Origin of the sequence: Prevotella melaninogenica ATCC 25845 (genome assembly GCF_000144405.1) — a bacterium.
GTDB lineage: Bacteria > Bacteroidota > Bacteroidia > Bacteroidales > Bacteroidaceae > Prevotella > Prevotella melaninogenica.
In genome coordinates this window covers 427,526-446,191 of sequence record NC_014370.1, presented here as the reverse complement: position 1 = coordinate 446,191, position 18,666 = coordinate 427,526, and the positions used below count along the sequence as shown (strand labels likewise).

16 protein-coding genes and 2 pseudogenes are annotated in these 18,666 nt (G+C 41.5%); 4 read left to right on the top strand and 14 right to left on the bottom strand.

What is annotated here, in order from left to right; genetic code table 11:
* Positions 1 to 2 precede the first annotated feature (2 nt).
* The 11 genes from rpsC to rpsL form a co-directional block, all read right to left on the bottom strand.
* Positions 3 to 731, bottom strand: coding sequence for a 30S ribosomal protein S3 (gene rpsC / locus HMPREF0659_RS01635; protein WP_004352815.1), 729 nt, complete (start codon positions 729 to 731; stop codon positions 3 to 5).
* Positions 732 to 739: 8 nt separating this feature from the next.
* Entirely contained in the window at positions 740 to 1,153 is a 414-nt protein-coding gene (rplV, locus tag HMPREF0659_RS01630) for a 50S ribosomal protein L22 (protein ID WP_009435168.1), read from the bottom strand.
* A gap of 36 nt (positions 1,154 to 1,189) precedes the next feature.
* Complete coding sequence (rpsS, locus tag HMPREF0659_RS01625; RefSeq protein ID WP_004361611.1) at positions 1,190 to 1,459, bottom strand: 30S ribosomal protein S19; 270 nt, start codon at positions 1,457 to 1,459, stop codon at positions 1,190 to 1,192.
* A 22-nt stretch (positions 1,460 to 1,481) separates the two neighbouring features.
* Positions 1,482 to 2,309 (bottom strand): 50S ribosomal protein L2, encoded by an 828-nt coding sequence (gene rplB, locus HMPREF0659_RS01620; protein ID WP_004361610.1) that lies wholly within the window; start codon positions 2,307 to 2,309, stop codon positions 1,482 to 1,484.
* 7 nt (positions 2,310 to 2,316) lie between these two features.
* Positions 2,317 to 2,661 carry a 50S ribosomal protein L23 gene (gene rplW / locus HMPREF0659_RS01615; RefSeq protein WP_004361609.1) on the bottom strand — a complete coding sequence of 115 codons (345 nt, stop codon included), beginning with the start codon at positions 2,659 to 2,661 and terminating at the stop codon, positions 2,317 to 2,319.
* A 22-nt stretch (positions 2,662 to 2,683) separates the two neighbouring features.
* A complete protein-coding gene (rplD, locus tag HMPREF0659_RS01610; protein ID WP_013264195.1) occupies positions 2,684 to 3,313 on the bottom strand; it encodes a 50S ribosomal protein L4 in 630 nt (209 codons plus the stop codon).
* Entirely contained in the window at positions 3,313 to 3,927 is a 615-nt protein-coding gene (gene rplC, locus HMPREF0659_RS01605) for a 50S ribosomal protein L3 (protein ID WP_004361607.1), read from the bottom strand. Before rplC ends, rplD begins: the two co-directional genes overlap by 1 nt.
* Positions 3,928 to 3,998: 71 nt before the next feature.
* On the bottom strand, positions 3,999 to 4,304 hold the full coding sequence (rpsJ, locus tag HMPREF0659_RS01600) for a 30S ribosomal protein S10 (RefSeq protein WP_004352787.1): 306 nt from the start codon (positions 4,302 to 4,304) through the stop codon (positions 3,999 to 4,001).
* 88 nt (positions 4,305 to 4,392) lie between these two features.
* Positions 4,393 to 6,510 carry an elongation factor G gene (gene fusA / locus HMPREF0659_RS01595; RefSeq protein ID WP_013263948.1) on the bottom strand — a complete coding sequence of 706 codons (2,118 nt, stop codon included), beginning with the start codon at positions 6,508 to 6,510 and terminating at the stop codon, positions 4,393 to 4,395.
* A 27-nt stretch (positions 6,511 to 6,537) separates the two neighbouring features.
* Positions 6,538 to 7,014 (bottom strand): 30S ribosomal protein S7, encoded by a 477-nt coding sequence (gene rpsG / locus HMPREF0659_RS01590; RefSeq protein ID WP_004361605.1) that lies wholly within the window; start codon positions 7,012 to 7,014, stop codon positions 6,538 to 6,540.
* A gap of 218 nt (positions 7,015 to 7,232) precedes the next feature.
* Entirely contained in the window at positions 7,233 to 7,616 is a 384-nt protein-coding gene (gene rpsL, locus HMPREF0659_RS01585) for a 30S ribosomal protein S12 (RefSeq protein ID WP_004335835.1), read from the bottom strand.
* A gap of 892 nt (positions 7,617 to 8,508) precedes the next feature.
* Here rpsL and HMPREF0659_RS01580 point away from each other — a divergent pair.
* The 4 genes and pseudogenes from HMPREF0659_RS01580 (at position 8,509) to HMPREF0659_RS01570 (ending at position 15,251) form a co-directional block, all read left to right on the top strand.
* Positions 8,509 to 11,328: a TonB-dependent receptor domain-containing protein gene (locus tag HMPREF0659_RS01580; protein WP_013264656.1), complete on the top strand. Its 2,820-nt coding sequence runs from the start codon at positions 8,509 to 8,511 to the stop codon at positions 11,326 to 11,328.
* Positions 11,329 to 11,343: 15 nt separating this feature from the next.
* Positions 11,344 to 12,630 (top strand): hypothetical protein, encoded by a 1,287-nt coding sequence (locus tag HMPREF0659_RS01575; protein WP_013264145.1) that lies wholly within the window; start codon positions 11,344 to 11,346, stop codon positions 12,628 to 12,630.
* A 140-nt stretch (positions 12,631 to 12,770) separates the two neighbouring features.
* Positions 12,771 to 12,896: pseudogene (locus tag HMPREF0659_RS12305) on the top strand (transposase); the annotation flags it as partial.
* A gap of 282 nt (positions 12,897 to 13,178) precedes the next feature.
* A complete protein-coding gene (locus tag HMPREF0659_RS01570) occupies positions 13,179 to 15,251 on the top strand; it encodes an LTA synthase family protein (protein ID WP_013264879.1) in 2,073 nt (690 codons plus the stop codon).
* A 107-nt stretch (positions 15,252 to 15,358) separates the two neighbouring features.
* On the opposite strand, the pseudogene HMPREF0659_RS12300 reads toward HMPREF0659_RS01570, so the two are convergent.
* The 3 genes and pseudogenes from HMPREF0659_RS12300 to HMPREF0659_RS01555 form a co-directional block, all read right to left on the bottom strand.
* Positions 15,359 to 15,519 (bottom strand): annotated as a pseudogene (locus HMPREF0659_RS12300) (DUF3467 domain-containing protein); the annotation flags it as partial.
* 864 nt (positions 15,520 to 16,383) lie between these two features.
* Positions 16,384 to 16,713: a DUF3467 domain-containing protein gene (locus tag HMPREF0659_RS01560; RefSeq protein WP_004361672.1), complete on the bottom strand. Its 330-nt coding sequence runs from the start codon at positions 16,711 to 16,713 to the stop codon at positions 16,384 to 16,386.
* A 187-nt stretch (positions 16,714 to 16,900) separates the two neighbouring features.
* A complete protein-coding gene (locus tag HMPREF0659_RS01555) occupies positions 16,901 to 18,646 on the bottom strand; it encodes a WG repeat-containing protein (RefSeq protein ID WP_013264893.1) in 1,746 nt (581 codons plus the stop codon).
* Between the last annotated feature and the right edge of the window lie 20 nt (positions 18,647 to 18,666).

Below are 18,666 nucleotides of genomic sequence, written 5' to 3'. Positions count from 1 at the left end.
TTTTAACGGTTATTGTTTCTTCTACGATTACCTCTTCCAGAACGGCCACCATTATTAGAACGGCCATTGCTCTTCTCCTGAGTAAAGTTAGGAGTAAGATCTACCTTGTTGTAAACTTCACCACGGCAAATCCATACCTTAATACCCAGCAGACCAACCTTTGTAAGGGCTTCTGTCTGACAATAATCGATGTCTGCACGGAATGTATGCAGAGGAGTACGACCCTCCTTAAACATTTCCTTACGAGCCATTTCGGCACCGTTCAGACGACCTGTAATTTGAACTTTGATACCCTCAGCACCAGCACGCATAGTGTTAGCGACTGCCATCTTGATAGCACGACGGTAAGCAATCTTACCCTCTACCTGGCGAGCGATATTGTTACCAACGATGTTTGCATCAAGTTCAGGTTTCTTAACCTCGAAGATATTAATCTGAATCTCCTTCTTGAAAAGGTTCTTCAACTCTTCTTTAAGCTTATCAACATCCTGACCACCTTTACCGATAACGATACCCGGACGAGCGGTGCAAATAGTAATGGTGACGAGCTTCAATGTGCGCTCAATGACAATACGGGAAACGCTTGCTTTTTCCAAACGCTTGTTCAGGTAAGTACGAATCTTGCGATCCTCTACGAGATTATCCCCGAAATTCTTGCCACCGAACCAATTTGACTCCCAACCGCGGATGATACCAAGACGGTTGCTAATTGGATTAACTTTCTGTCCCATTCTACTATTTATTTATCATCATTATTAGCGTCATTCTTTGAATCAACGAAAAGAGTGACGTGGTTAGAACGTTTGCGGATTCTGTAGCCACGGCCCTGTGGTGCAGGACGCATGCGCTTCATTGTAACGCCTTCATCAACGAAGATCTTAGAGATATAAAGTTCACCGTCTTCAGCCTTGCGGTCATTCTTTGTCTCCCAGTTGTTGATAGCTGAACGCAGAAGTTTCTCAACGTTCTGAGCAGCAGCCTTCTTGGAGAATCTCAGCACGCCAAGGGCACGATTGACCTCCATACCACGAACCATGTCTACAACATAGCGCATCTTACGTGGAGAAGAAGGACAGTCCTTGAGCTTTGCAAAATACTGGCTTCTCAAAGCTTCTTTACGAGCTTCAGCCTTTATATGTTTTCTTGCTCCCATTATATTTTTCTATTTTCTAAATGGATTATGACCTGCTTACCTCTTATTATTACCAGAGTGACCACCGAAACGGCGTGTAGGGCTGAACTCTCCGAGCTTGTGACCTACCATATTCTCAGTAATGTAAACAGGGATAAATTTATTTCCGTTATGAACTGCAACAGTGTGACCCACAAAATCAGGGGAAATCATTGATGCTCTAGCCCATGTCTTAACTACATTCTGCTTACCACTCTCATTCATAGCAAGAATCTTCTTCTCGAGTGATACGTTGATGTATGGACCTTTTTTTAATGAACGACTCATAATTTACTCTTAATTACTTTGATTACTTCTTGTTAGCTCTCTCAATAATGTACTTGTTTGAAAGCTTCTTAGGTGCACGAGTCTTAAGACCCTTAGCGTACAAGCCCTTACGTGAACGTGGGTGACCACCAGACTGGCGACCTTCACCACCACCCATTGGGTGATCAACAGGGTTCATAACAACACCACGGTTGTGAGGACGACGTCCCAACCAGCGAGAACGACCAGCCTTACCAGACTGCTCAAGAGCGTGGTCAGAGTTACCTACACTACCTACAGTTGCCTTACAAGCTGACAAAATCTGGCGTGTTTCACCAGAAGGGAGCTTAATAACACAATAACTGCCTTCACGAGAAGTAAGCTGAGCAAAGTTACCAGCCGAACGAACGAGCAATGCACCCTGACCTGGACGTAACTCAATGTTATGAATTACAGTACCAACAGGAATGTTAGCCAAAGGAAGTGCGTTACCAACCTCAGGTGCTGCCTCAGCACCAGACATCAGTGTTGCACCAACCTGCAGTCCGTTAGGAGCAATAATGTAACGTTTTTCACCATCAGCATAGTATAACAGCGCAATGCGAGCTGATCTGTTAGGATCATACTCGATTGTCTTCACTACAGCTGGAACACCATCTTTCTCTCGCTTGAAGTCGATAAGACGATACTTCTTCTTGTGACCACCGCCCATGTAGCGAACAGTCATCTTACCGGTGTTGTTTCGACCACCGGTAGAACGTTTACCGTAAACGAGAGACTTCTCTGGCACGGATGCAGTAATATCCTCGAACGTGCCAATAACCTTGTGTCTTTGTCCCGGAGTAACCGGGTTTAATTTACGTACTGCCATTTTTTATTTAAATATTGCTGTAAAAATCGATTGAATCGCCATTCTTCAAAGTGACGATAGCCTTCTTGAATGCGTTCTTCTGTCCCTTAACGAGACCCGCCTTAGTATAACGTGCCTGACGCTTACCTGCGTAACGAATCGTATTCACATCTACTACTGTAACGTTGTACAAAGCCTCAACTTCTTTCTTAATCTCAAGCTTGTTGGCCTCTGGCTTAACGATGAAACCATACTTTGGCTGAGCCAAAATAGTTCTCTTCTCACCCTTGTGCTTTACAACCTTATCCTCAGAAGACTTGTCAGTCAACTTGGTCATCTTCTCAGTGACCACTGGTTTAATGATAAATCCCATAATTCTTCTTGTCTCCTAATAATTACTTGGTTAAGATTTCGTCGATAACCTTCAGAGAGTTCTCTGTGATAACAACTACGTCAGCATTCAAAACTTTGTATGAATTTACCTGAGCAGCTGTCATAACCTCAGCTTTCTGTAGATTACGAGCCGACAAATATACGTTTTTCTCTACTTCTGGCAAAACAAGAAGAACTTTCTTGCTATCAACTTTAAGATTTTTTGCAATATTTACAAAATCTTTAGTCTTTGGAGCATCAAGATTGAAATCTTCAACAACAACGATAGCATTATCCTGTGCCTTATAAGCCAATGCTGACTTACGAGCAAGAACCTTTACCTTCTTATTCAGCTTGAAGCTGTAATCACGTGGCTTAGGACCGAATACACGACCACCACCTACGAGGACTGGAGAATTGATATCACCACGACGAGCACCGCCGCCGCCCTTCTGACGACCCAACTTACGAGTAGAACCAGCGTGCTCACTTCTTTCCTTTGACTTAGCTGTACCCTGACGCTGATCAGCGAGATACTGCTTAACTGCAAGATAGAGGACGTGATCGTTAGGCTCAATTCCGAAGATATTCTCGTTAAGAGTTACCTTACGGCCGGTCTCCTGACCTTTGATATCTAATACGTTAATATCCATTACTTCTTAATTATTACGGTTGAACCATTACATCCAGCAACACTACCCTTAACAAGGATAAGATTGTGCTCTGGAATAACCTTTAACACCTGAAGGTTCTGAGTAGTTACTCTGTCGCCTCCCATCTGGCCGCCCATGCGCATGCCCTTGAAGACCTTAGCTGGGTAAGAACAAGCACCAATAGAACCCGGCTTACGTGCGCGGTCATCCTGACCGTGAGTAGACTGACCTACACCACCGAATCCGTGACGCTTAACAACACCCTGGAAACCTTTACCCTTAGATGTACCTACAACGTCTACGAACTTAGCATTGCTGAACAATTCAACAGTAACAGTGTCACCGAGGTTATACTCCTCGTCAAACTTGAACTCGGCCAAGTGCTTCTTTGGTGTTGTGCCGGCTTTCTTAAAGTGTCCCTGCTGTGGCTTAGAAGTTCTCTTCTCCTTAGCCTCGCCGAAACCTAACTGAACAGCCTTGTAACCATCCTTCTCTACGGTTTTAACCTGGGTTACAACACAAGGACCAGCTTCGATAACAGTGCACGGTACATTCTTACCGTCGGCACTGAAAACGGATGTCATTCCGATTTTCTTTCCTAATAATCCTGGCATTTCAATTAATGATTTTAAAATGAATGTAAATGCTTTTTGTATTAATTTGTTTCTTATTTGTCAACAGATGACTACACCTTGATTTCAACCTCTACACCTGAAGGCAACTCAAGCTTCATCAAAGCGTCAACAGTCTTTGCTGTAGAGCTGTAAATATCGATGAGACGCTTGAAATCTGAGAGCTGGAACTGCTCGCGTGACTTCTTGTTAACGAATGTAGAGCGGTTTACAGTGTAAATACGCTTGTGTGTTGGCAATGGAATAGGACCGCTAACGATAGCGCCAGTAGCCTTAACAGCCTTCACAATCTTTTCTGCTGACTTGTCAACCAACTGGTGGTCGTAAGACTTCAACTTAATACGAATCTTCTGACTCATGTTTAACTTTTTATTTATTATTGAATATACAGAAAGGTTGCTCTCTCATAAGAGTCATTCGCTATGAGAGAGCAGAACCTTACATTATTTACTTAACGAGGTCTGAATTACCCTTCAACTCATCAAGAATCTCCTTAGCGAGAGTGCTTGATACTGGTGAGTGGTGATCATACTCCATAGAAGAAGTAGCACGACCAGAAGTAATAGTACGAAGAGCTGTTACATAACCGAACATCTCTGACAATGGTACCATAGCCTTAACGATACGAGCACCGCTACGAGCCTCATCCATACCCTGTACAAGACCACGACGCTTGTTCAAGTCACCGATAACATCACCCATGTTCTCCTCTGGAGTAACAACCTCTACCTTCATGATAGGCTCCATAAGAACAGGACCTGCCTTAGGACAGAGAACCTTGAATGCCTGGTGAGCTACGAGCTCAAATGACAACTGGTCAGAGTCAACTGGGTGGAAAGAACCATCAGTCAAAGTAACCTTAAGACCAGTCATTGGGAAGCCACCGAGTACACCGTTGCCAAGACAATCCTTGAAGCCCTTCTCTACTGCAGGGATGAACTCCTTAGGCACGTTACCACCCTTAACAACGTTTACAAACTGCAAGTCGCCCTCCTCGTAATCCTCGTCCTTAGGCTCGATAGTTACGTCAATACAAGCGAACTTACCACGACCACCAGACTGCTTCTTATAAGTCTCACGGCTCTGAGCTGCCTTAGTAATAGCCTCCTTGTAGTTAACCTGTGGCTTACCCTGGTTACACTCTACCTTGAACTCACGCTTCAAACGGTCGATAATAATGTCGAGGTGAAGCTCACCCATACCAGAGATAATGGTCTGACCACTCTGCTCATCAGTACGAACGGTGAATGTTGGATCCTCCTCAGCAAGCTTAGAAAGACCGTTATCAAGCTTAGCAACGTCAGCCTGGCTCTTTGGCTCAACAGCGATAGAGATCACAGTGTCAGGGAAGGTAATAGACTCGAGGATAATTGGTGCATTCTCATCACAGAGAGTATCACCAGTACGAATATCCTTGAAACCTACACCAGCACCGATATCACCTGCATCGATTGACTCCATAGGAATTTCCTTATTAGAGTTCATCTGGAATAGACGGCTGATACGCTCCTTCTTGCCAGAACGTGTATTGAATACGTAAGAACCAGCAACAACCTTACCTGAGTAGACACGGAAGAATACCAAACGGCCCATGAATGGGTCAGTAGCAATCTTAAATGCCAAAGCAGATGTAGGCTCGCTCTCACTTGGCTTACGATCCTCTTCCTCCTCTGTATCTGGATTAATACCAACGATAGCTGGTGTATCCAATGGAGAAGGCAAGAAAGCACAAACGTAATCGAGAAGAGGCTGTACACCCTTATTCTTATAAGAAGAACCAAGAAGCATTGGGCAGCACTCCATAGCGATACAACCCTTACGGATTGCAGCAATCAGCTTATCCTCTGGAATATCCTGTCCCTCAAGGTACATCTCCATCAACTCATCATCGTAGTTAGCTGCACCCTCGAGCAACTTCTCACGCCACTCAGCAGCCTCATCAGCAAGATCAGCAGGGATATCCTCAACATCATACTGAGCACCCATAGTCTCATCATGCCACAAGATAGCCTTCATCTTGATAAGGTCTACAACACCCTTGAAGTTCTCCTCTGCGCCGATAGGAATCTGAATAGCGATAGGATTAGCACCAAGGATATCCTTCATCTGCTGTACTGTCTCATAGAAGTCAGCACCAGAGCGGTCCATCTTGTTTACATAACCAATACGTGGAACATTGTACTTATCAGCCTGACGCCAAACAGTCTCAGACTGTGGCTGTACACCATCGGCTGCAGAATAAGTAGCAACTGCACCATCGAGAACACGGAGTGAACGCTCTACCTCAGCAGTAAAGTCAACGTGTCCCGGAGTATCAATCAAGTTAATCTTATAAGACTTGCCGAGATAGTTCCAGTTACATGTTGTAGCAGCAGATGTAATTGTGATACCACGCTCCTGCTCCTGTGCCATCCAGTCCATGGTTGCAGCACCATCATGAACCTCACCAATCTTGTGAGTCTTACCTGTATAAAAAAGAATACGTTCAGATGTTGTCGTCTTACCGGCATCGATGTGTGCCATAATACCGATATTACGAGTCAAATGTAAATCGTGATTTGCCATTTCTTTTACCTTATTATAATAACTTGATTAGAATCTGAAGTGAGCAAACGCACGGTTAGCCTCAGCCATACGGTGCATATCTTCCTTACGCTTGTAAGCACCACCCTGGTTATTGAAAGCATCCATGATCTCAGAAGCAAGCTTATCAGCCATGCTCTTACCACCACGCTTACGTGCAAAGGCAATCATATTCTTCATTGAAACACTCTCCTTACGATCTGGGCGAATCTCTGTTGGTACCTGGAAAGTAGCACCACCAATACGGCGGCTCTTTACCTCTACCTGTGGAGTGATGTTGTCGAGAGCCTGCTTCCACACCTCAAGTGGAGACTTCTCTTCATCCTTCATCTTACCGCCTACGATATCGAGGGCTGCATAGAAGATTTCGTATGAGGTATTCTTCTTACCATCATACATCAAGTGATTTACGAACTTTGACACCTTCTGATCATTAAACTTTGGATCTGGAAGGACTACACGCTTCTTTGGTTTTGCTTTTCTCATTTTTATTTTAAACTTTAAGTCTGCGGAGGCTGTCGTCTTTCGTTCTTCAACGCCCTCTCTTGGGCATTTACTCAACCTTTGTGATTACAAATCTCCAGCAAAACTGTTTGTTTTTAGTTGCTTCTTTTTAAAGAGCCTCGGGGCATCGACCATCACCGGCCGTTGCACCTCGGCTTTATGGTTTGAAGTTTCTTAGCTGCCTTTAGGCAACTTGAATATTACTTCTTAGCTGCCTTTGGACGCTTAGCACCGTACTTAGAACGACGCTGTGTACGGTTGGCAACACCAGCGGTATCAAGAGTACCACGAACGATGTGATAACGTACACCAGGAAGGTCCTTAACACGACCACCACGAACGAGAACAATACTGTGCTCCTGCAAGTTGTGACCCTCTCCTGGGATATAAGAGTTCACTTCCTTCTGGTTGGTCAAACGAACACGGGCAACCTTACGCATTGCCGAATTAGGCTTCTTAGGAGTTGTTGTGTAAACACGAACACATACGCCACGACGCTGTGGACAGTTGTCCAAAGCCGGAGACTTGCTCTTGTCTACGATGTCCTTTCTGCCTTTTCTTACTAATTGTGAAATAGTAGGCATAATTTTACTTTTTATTGTTATATATTTATTTTGTTTATTTTCAAACCATACAAACACAAGTGAGACACTCTAAAAACGATATAATCCACTCTGTTGTTTCGGGTTGCAAAGGTACGAATAATCCGTTAAACGACCTAATAATAAGAAAAAGAATAATCTGCCAAACGCCATTCGTTAACAATAAATAACTTTTTACTTATTATTTAACAGTTTGAAAACACCCATTCGCATGATTTTGGGGCTAAAAATCGCTACTGCCAAAGGCCATTTTCTATAATTTTTGAATGAAAAATACATTCGAAGGAGCTAAATTATGTAATACCGACTGTAAAATATATCTGATTTTTCAACAGCCATAGAACGATAACAATAACAGCAACCCAACATAGAACGTAAATCTTTCCATAAACAACAAACAGCTTATAAATCAGACACTTCACACTGCACAAAAAGAAGTTCTTATCTCATCGAGAATCTTCTTTATTGAATTAGACCAACACAACCTCTACTTAATACCAATGTTACCACTTTTTAGTATCCCACTGAAGAGTGTTTAGCAGGCTGCGCACATATGGTGCGGAGCATCAGCACCAATGGTGCTTACGAACGACACAACATGTACTAAACAGCTATGCTTAGAAAGAAGACAACCGACTGAAGTCTTGATAATTAGAAGAAGGCCCCTTATATCAGAAGATTCCCATCTTACTTCATTCTGAATCAACATATTTATGAGTGCAACGATACGACTTGTCAATAAAAATCACAATTTTTAGGTATTGCAGTATCATTATTTAAGAGGTATCTTTGCGCCACCAAATTCGGCTACACCTTATATAATGTAGTCATTACTTAATATTACTCCTTAGGAGGATAACAACAGAAACATTTCATGATACAAAACATTAAGAGAGGTATTGCCATGCTATCGGTAGCCTCTGCTATCAATTTAAGTGCGCAAACAACTTACAAGGCGCGAGTTATTAACCAAGATACAGGAGAGCCTATTATTGGTGCTGTGGTCAAAGGGAATAAAGGTGTAGAAGCAGTAACCAACGAAGACGGTTACTTCTCACTGAACACAAATGATGACCAGACACTTCACATCAGCTATATTGGTTTCAAGGAACAGGACATAAAGGCACAAGCACTAAAAGGACAGCCTACTATCAGTCTTATTCCTGGTATCGACCTTCAGGAGGTACAGGTTACAGCCAGTATCTCCAGTGCACGTAGTCAGAAAGCACTTGGAAGTAAGGTTGACCATGTCGACATTGAAAATCTGAGTAAGAATGCACATACAAATTCTCTCAGCGACATGCTTGATGGTAAGATTGGTGGTGTACAGATGTACCAAAGCAATGGTAAAGTTGGTATGCCAATCCGTTTTAACATGCGTAGCGGTGCTACAATGAGTATGGAGCGTGACCCAATCATCTATGTTGACGGTGTGAAATACAATAGCTCACACATCTCTGATATCAACAGTTCACAAGACGCACTCAGTGCACTCAATGACTTGACCATTGATGACATTGCAACTATCGATGTCATAAAAGGTCCTTCTGCCGCAGCCAGCTATGGAGCAGAGGCTGCCAATGGCGTTATTGTTATCACAACCAAAAGAGGTAAAAATAACAATCCAGAAAACAGAAAGGCTGACATACAAGTGAAGATGTCGTTAGGCGCAGCTACATTGGCAAGAAAATATGATCAGTTCGTAAATAATGACCCTATCAATAATTTCTTCCAAACGGGCTGGCAGAAAACTATCTACACCTCTGTTTCAAAAGCCTTCAAAGGGAATCAGAACCTCTTCTTCTCTTACAATATGAATGACATTGCAGGTATCGTACCTGGCAATAAGGACAAACGACATAGTGCGAAGATGGCTTATGACCTTCGTTCTGGGCGTTTCTCACTCGGTGCTACTGCTTCCTATATACATGGTAACATCAGTCTTCCACAGACTGCAATGGGTAGATATGATGCGATATGGAACTTAATGATTAACCAGACGCCATGGCCATATGTCGACGAGAGTACGTGGCGAGCACAGAGTTGGACCTATGGCAACGACCGTTTCATCGGTAACCTTCGTCTTAGCTATATGCTTCCAGCAGATATAAAGATTGAGACTATCATTGGCGCAGACATAAACCATACAGAAGGAATCTATCGTCTACCTTTCGGTTATAAGTTAGGAAATAATGCTGAGGGTGCAAAAAATATAAGCAACCGTAGAAACTCTAACTTTAACTGGGACATAAAAGCTACTCGTAAGTTCCATCTTGCTGACAAATGGGACCTTACAGCAACCCTTCTTTCACAGATTGCACGCCAGTACGAAACATTGAATAGTATTTCTGCATCTCGCTTTAGAAGTGATATCGACAATATCTCAGCAGCAACGGAACGTACAGTAACAGAGTCAAGCTTCGAACAACGCACATGGGGTCTCTATGGTGAGGCTTTCCTCAACTATGATAACCGTTTCTTTGTGAATGCAGGACTCAGACGTGATGCATCTAATCTTATCGGTAGCAATGTGGCAAGTATCTATTATCCCTCTTTGAGTGCATCATACAATCTCAAGAATCAGAAGTTCCGCATTGCCTATGGTGAGAGTGGACGCCTTCCCTACCCTACAGATGCCCGCACATCTTATGTCATGGACGGCATCAGTGCTTATGGCCCAATTGTTAAACCTCAGTACAAAGGTAACCCTGATATCAAACCTGAGCGTATGCGAGAGATTGAATTAGGAACAGACTGGACTATTCGTAACAGACATACATTGGCACTTACGCTATATGCACAATACACCTCTGACGCCATCATCTACGATGACCTTCTTTCAAGCGATGGCTGGATAGGTAGCGTTCCACGTAACGTAGGACGCATCAAGGGTCATGGTATTGAGTTCAGTTATAATGGTAACCTCTGGAAACAGGCTAATCGCCATTCTCTTGACGTGTATGCAAACCTTAATTATCAGGCAAACAAAGTGATTGATACTGGCGGAAAGGATATCAATAACTATCCTAACGTTGTGAAAGAGGGGCAACCTGTCTATGCTTTCTATTATCACACCGTTGAGAAGCCTGCCTTCAATGCTGACGGTACATACAACCAGAAAATAGGTGCCATTGAGAGTAATGACTACCAGTATCTTGGTAAGCCATTCCCATCTGTCAATGGTTCGTTTGGATTCGACCTAAAACTCTTCAGCCACTTCACCTTCGGAACAAAGTGGAACTATGCTTTGGGTGCATCTGTCTATAATCAAAGCTTCTATAATGTATCTGGTTTGGGTGACAACTTGAAGAAACGTAACGATCAGCTGCAGGCACTTGCTAATGCTACCGTAGGTACTGCAGAATATAACCAAATTGCTGAGGACTTGGCACACAGCGCACGCTTCAGAGCTAACTACATCGAGAAAGCTAACTTCTTGCGCTTGTCAACGCTCTACTTAGGTTATGATTTATCATCACTCTCTCGCAAATGGACACACAACGTGGTGAATGGAATGCGTTTCTCTTTCGCAATACAAAATGTATTTGTCCTTACCAACTACTCTGGTGCTGACCCACAAGTAGAAGGCAATGGTGGTAATCGTAAGCAAAGAGGTATTGGAAGTTTGTCACGTGACATTACCAATACTCCACATCCACGCACTTACACAGCAACATTAAGTTTCACATTATAAAAAGAAGACGATAAAATGAAAAAATCAATATATGCCATTCTCGCCTTTTCTGTACTATTCGCGAGTTGCGATTCATGGGTAGAAAATGCGGAGACACCAAGTAACACACTTACAAGAGACCAACTGAATAAATCAGCAATGGTTGCTAATATTCAAAGCAATAGTATTACTGATGGTCCGTTGGTAGCCTACGTAAAGACGCTTCAAGGCGATGCCTCTGCTGCAGCCTTCCTCGCTTTGGGTACAACCGTTGACGAATTGACCGAAGGAACGATTCCTAATGCACTCCTTTATCGCCAAATTGCGACTGATAACCTCACTCCTACTTCGGGCACGCAAAACGATCTTTGGAATAAAATCCACAATTATTATGCACGAAGCATCGAACTGACTGAGATTGCTGGACAGATAACAGGAGCAAATGCTGAGCAGACAGAGATTGTAAAGGCATACGGTAACTACGTGGGTCACCTTCATGCAGGTTATGCTCTACAGTTGCTTGCAGAGTCTTTCTCTACAACTCCGGCAGCAGAAGGTGGGTCTATCATCCTGAATAAGGCTGTTATTCCGCACGAGACACTACTAAACCAAGCCAAGGAGCAATACGAAGCTGCTGAGAGAGCTGCAAAGTCTGATGCACTAAAGTCCTTCAAAGGCTTTAACCAAGACGCAGCTATCCGACAGATAAAAACCTACGAACTCAAACTGGCTATGCATCGTGGACAATACGCAGACGCTAAGACTCTCGTAGAAGGCGCACTAAAGGATGGTGAGACTGTGGAGGTAATCTATAACAATGATGGTGGTGACAACCCACTTTACAGTGCTATCGGTCCAAACAGCCGTGATGTACAAGTAAGCCCTTCTCTTGAAGCTGCAAGAACAACAGATGCTGAAAAGAAAGCCTTACCACTGGCTCATGCAAGTGTAGACAAGAAGAATCCTAATCGCTATAACATTTATGCGTCAGGGCTAACAAGAAAGGGTTCGATGATTATTTCAAACGATGATGATATCCACCTTATCAAGGCTGAACTCATCCTAAGAGGTGTTATGACAGGTGATGCAATGACAGAGGCTAATAAGGTTATTGGTAAATATGACACAGCCAGTCAACAGTCAATGACCCCTACCCTTGCACAAATAGCCGAGTTACGTCGTATCTTCCTCGCTTTCCGTGGTGAACGCACAGCAGATATCCGCCGCGGATTGGAGCAAGGTTCTGCTGCAACAACTTGGGCAAGCCGTAAAATCAAGTGGTTACCAATACCCGAGAAAGAATTGCAAAGCCAAGGACTATAAAGCATATTATTTAACTATATTGTCTGTAAGAGGGTGTGTCAAAATGTACACATCCTCTTTTTTATGCACAAAGCCCCGACTTTCTCAAGCCTGGGCTTTGCTATTTCCTAAAGTTTTTGTACCTTTAGGCATACAAATACAGCATACGTTATCAGACAGAACGCTGTGATGGTTGTCCCTTGAGAGGCTCATGTTTTAAGGCAAGAGGGAACAGAATTATAGAAGTAAACCACCAACTACAGCACTATAAACAAAAGGCACGGGACTAACAATCCTGCACAATAGGCACCTAACAATAAAAGAATAGTAAATACTCCCTCATTAAGCTTTAATTTTGAATGCAAAAGTAAGCAAATACTTCGAAAGTAGATAGTCTCTTAAAAAATAAAGTTGAACCTTATCTAAAAACAAAGAAACACCATCGACAAATAGAATCACATTTATCATTCCAAGGATCTAACATTCTCAAACACGCGAGCGCAATTACTGCTTAAAATATGTCTGAACCTCATCTATAATTATTAACTTTGCCGAAAAATAAGCATACGATGGACAAAAGAACAAATGTAATTACCAAGAATCCTATTAATTTCATTGGAACACGATTTTTAAAACTGTATCTACTCATTGGATTCATCCTAAGAATTATCTTAATGTCGAATGTCCCCGAAGATTCTTCTTTCTCATTCTGGGAGATAATCAGATTTTTAAGTGTTGGCTTCGTAACAGACATTTGTATGGCAATTTTGCTTGCCTTACCATTGCAAATTATAAACCTTGGGCTAAATGAAGTTAAATATCATCGCGTCACAGGATGGATCATTGAACTTCTACTAACTATCGCCTTTGCCTACGTAGTATTCTTCCATACCATCTTCCACGAATACGGAGGCGGCGCACCAAAGATTGCACGAATATTCCTCGGATGGAAACTATTCAGTTTCTCCATACGCTTTTTCATTCCAAGAACAAGAGAAACATGGCGTAAGATCTCCCTCTATATAACTTGGGCTGTATATGTTTTCTTATTACTTTGCGTCACAGCAGGAGAATACATCTTCTGGGGAGAGTTTGGCGTAAGATATAATTTCATTGCAGTAGACTATCTCATCTACACTCACGAAGTTATTGGGAACATCATGGAGTCTTATTCTATTGTTCCGTTGATTGGCATTACATTACTCTTAACAGCTGCAATTATCTTCCTTCAATCACGACATTACAAGCTAAAGGTTACTCATCTTTACAATGCGAAGAAGTTTCTTATACACTTTTCTATATATATGGTCTTAGCAATAAGCTCATATTTTATCTTACAAGGCACCCATGCTCTACAAAGTAACAATCAATACGTTACTCAACTTGAACAAAACGGAGCCTGCGACTTTGTCATTGCTTTCCAAAGTAACATGTTAGAGTATGATAAGTTCTATACCATGTTACCCAAACAACAATGTGTGTCTCTGTATCGTCAACTAAGTGGACTTAATAATGAGGGAAAGAAGGCGATTGGAGAGTCCCTTGCGCCACAACGCCCTAACATCGTCTTAATAACAGTAGAAAGCCTAAGTGCTGATTTCCTTACGCGATATGGAAATAAAGAGAACCTTACCCCACAACTTGACAAGCTCATGCAAGGGAGTATTGTCTTTGACAGTCTATACGCAACAGGAAACAGAACAGTTAGAGGATTAGAAGCATTATCTCTTTGCATTCCACCGAGTGCAGGAGAAAGCATAATCAAGCGAAAGGCTAACCGAATGGGGAACTTATCAATAGGTCGTATCCTTTCTCACTTGGGATACAAATCGCAATTCATCTATGGCGGAGATAGTTATTTCGATAACATGGGCGACTTCTTCAGTCATAATGGCTACGAGGTAATAGACCGAAAGGACATACCGAACAATCAAGTAACATTCGCAAACATTTGGGGTGTCTGTGATGAAGATATCTTCAACAAGAGCTTACAAGTATTCGAGAAGAACTATCAGTCGAAGCTTCCTTTCTTCGCACAGATTATGACCACGAGCAATCATCGCCCTTACACCTATCCCAGTGGCAGAATTAAAGTAGACGGTGACCCTAACACAAGAGAAGCCGCAGTAAAATATACAGACTATGCAATCGGTAAATTCATTAATGACGCCCGAAAGAAAGCATGGTTCCAGAATACCGTATTCGTAGTTATTGCTGATCACTGTGCATCCAGTGCCGGAAAAACATCACTTCCTATAGACCGCTACCATATTCCATGCCTCATCTATGCGCCAGCTATTCTCCAACCAAGAAAGATTGAAACTATATGCTCGCAGATTGATGTCATGCCTACCCTACTTTCTCTCCTCAAGTTACGTTGCACTGTAAGTTTCACAGGACAAGACATCCTCGCACCAACCTATCATTCTCGTGCATTCATGGCAACTTACCAAGACCTTGGGTATCTTGAAGGTAACCGACTAACAGTTTTATCGCCAGTCCGCAATGTACGACAATACATCGTTCGTCCATTACATGATGGTACATTTGAAGAGCAACCTACAAAGCAGATGAATCAAGAACTCGTTCGCAAGGCGCAGGCTTATTACCAATACACAAACTTATACGTGAAAGCGCAATAGCTTAACCAAAGTAGTGACTTTGTAACATGCTTACAAGCCCCCCTGAAACAGAAAGTCGCCCCCAATATGGAGGCGACTTTCAAGTATTTTAATCTTAAAGGGATTGCTTATGCTTCAACCTTACCATTGCCGAATGGAGCGATGGTGCGTGGTCCCTGCTCTTTAGGTTCGTGGCGGTCATCTTACCAAACTCTTTCTCGTAGCGTACTACATTGTCCTGCAAAGCTGCAAGGAGACGCAATGCGTGCTCAGGAGCAATAAATACTTTCTTCTTTTACGCAAAGATAATACATTAAAGTTATTTATCTAAATCTAACTACAAAAGTTTTACTCTAAACCTATTAGATTTCCACCTCAAAATAACACTACTAACAGAACTTTCTTTAGGTTCTTCCATTAAAGTCAAATCAACCAATAGAGCCTCATGACATTTTGTTTTATTATTGATATCTTTCCGTCTTCTGCGAGGCTACTTATTCCCATATCAACCAATACTTGTAAACTATTTTCATACAATTCAAAACCAATACATGCTCTTTTGGTTTCTAAAAGACGCCTAATTGACTTACAAAAGATGCCCTTTAGAGGTCTTACTAACGCCCTTTTGAAGTCCAATTAAGCACCTTTTCTTACACAGGATCATAACTAACTGATTTACTATTGGTTACAAACTTATCTTTTACATATATTTTTGCCGTTATTTGTAGATCTTTTATTCGAGATTATGTAATAATTTTTCAAAACAATTATCTGCAACGCTTTGTTTTTACAGCATTTTTATTTATCTTTGTTTTTCAAAAGCAATTCTTATTATGTGGATATTTATAGAGTTCATTATTACACTTGTACTTATGCCCTTTGTCATAAAGTGGAGAGATTGGGGCTGGCTATCGTGCTTCACATTTATAGGACTAAGCCTTACTTTCACACCTCTTGTTGGCATCTTTATTTATAAATATGCCTTTGGAGGTTAAATCCTTTACGCTCAAATAGTCGACGAACATATTTCCTACCATTGCCATAGATACAAGTAATTCGATAACTGCACATTCTATATCTCTCGAGATTATCAAAAAAACGAAAGCCGCCCGATTGCTCGGACGGCTTTATTATTGATCATTAAGAAGTCTGCTTATGCATCAACCTTACCAGGACCAAATGGAGCAATCGTACGTGGCTCCTGCTCTGGCTCATGACGGTCAATCTTACCAAACTCTTTCTCATAGCGTACTACATTATCCTGCAAAGCTGCAAGAAGACGCAATGCGTGCTCAGGTGCAATAATAACACGGCTTGTCACTGTTGCCTTTGGTACACCTGGAAGAAGTGTAGCAAAATCAAGTACAAACTCTGAACTTGAATGAGAAATTATCTGGAAGTTTGTATAAACACCTTTAGCGATTTCTGGTGAGAGATCAATCTGCAACTGCTGTCCCTCTTGATTCTGATTGTTATTGTCCATTTTGTTAATATGATTTAGATAAATAATTCGTTTGCATTGCTTGAATAATACCGAACAAGGTTAAGCATTAACTATAACTTATATGCCTCGTATGGTCTAGCTTATGCAAAGGTAATACATTCATTGCACTTATCCAAATCTTAACACAATAGTTTTACAGAACTTATCAAAGGTCTGTACAGAACAACTAATAGACCACGGCTGAATCTATACAAACACTATCAACGTACTCCGCATCATCTACATATGAGTCACTTGTGGTTGTAACAGCATCATCACTACCCGTAAACATATTAAGGTTTATGGCATTAACATCAAAGTTACCATAATTCAAATACACCTTATCACCATCGCTACCCACAAAATAATAAGCATTGCCACTAGCGACTATCAATGCGTACTCTGTTTCCTTGACAATCGTACCCACCTTCTTCAGCTTCGCCTTTAAACTTCTCGTAAGCTGACTCAAATGACCTTTTAATAGCTTTTCATTGTAGAAGGTAACAGATATTTGATTAGGACTAATATTACTAAAGCCTGATGAGAAAGTGTAATCAGCAACATTATCATCGAACAAAGCAGCTATCTGAAACTTCACATTGTTGAAGTTCAAGTCAACACTAATATCATTAGAATATCTATACGATGAAGCATTGTCACTAAAATCGCCTTCTCCATACTGCTTATATAGGAAACTAAACGACTTTATGACATCTGCTACTTTCATGGTTAGATTAAGCCCCAAGAGCCCATCCTTCTTTATATGTAATTCGTTAATGAATGACGTAAGATCTAAGTACTGACTTTCAAACTCAGTATCTCCCTGATTATAGCTAAACTCATAAATATCAACTTTCGTCTTAACTTCTTTACCCTTATCATCTATAATAATCCAACTATCACCATCATCCTTAACAAAATACTTATCACCCAGCAAAGGGTAAACTTCATCAAACTCATTAGGAGAAATAACATCTTCCTCCTCGGTAATTAGTTTCCATTGTGGGTCAATATGGTCATCAAGAACAAAAAGTTGGTTAGCCCCCGTAAACTTAATATCTGAATACTTTGGACGTATCAGAACTTCACCATTAAAGTCCATCAAGCCACATTGCTCACCATCACTAAAGATGAACTTACCATTTCTCATTCCTTTAACAGATCGTATCTTATGGGAGGCATGAAGAACCCACTCCCCTTTATCATTGATAAGTCCCCAATAATTAATACCATCGGTACTCTTCTTTGCTACAGCCAACACACCATCAGAGAAGTAATCTAAACTCTCGAGGATCCTATCTAAAGCAAACTCAGAAAGAACCTTACCAGACGTATCCAACACTGTTATTTTAACCTTAGCCCTATCCTTTGTCTCCTTATATTTACTGTGAATTCCTACGAGCTTACCATCTTTAGCTGGTTCTAGTACAAGATAATCAGGCTTTATAACTACATTACCCGACTCATCAATTGCTCCATAATAGCCACCACACTTAAATATGGCAACTCCATCTATAAAGTTCCTACATGAGGTAATAGCCACACCATCTACATTACCCAATGTAAACTTTACTTTACCGTTCTTATCAATAAAGTCAATTGCTCTACCTTTCTCAACGACAGGCGCAACATCCTCAATAAAGGCTCCTGCTTGCACATATTCCTTACCTACTTGCCTTGCATTCTTATCAGCAGTGTACATCTCCCAATACCCTTCTTTGTTCTTAGCAAAGAATCGGTCATTTGACACAATGGTTGGCTCTCTCTTAAATTCATCTTCTAATAGTACATCTCCATCTAAATTAATAAATCCCCATTTACCATCCTTTTCTGATTTAAAAGGTATATACTCCGCTACGCTTTCCTCCTTTTGACAAGATGACAACAAAGAAATAAAGACAAGCACCAAAATTAATAAAAGATACTTTCTCATTTTTATAAGATTCTAGGTAA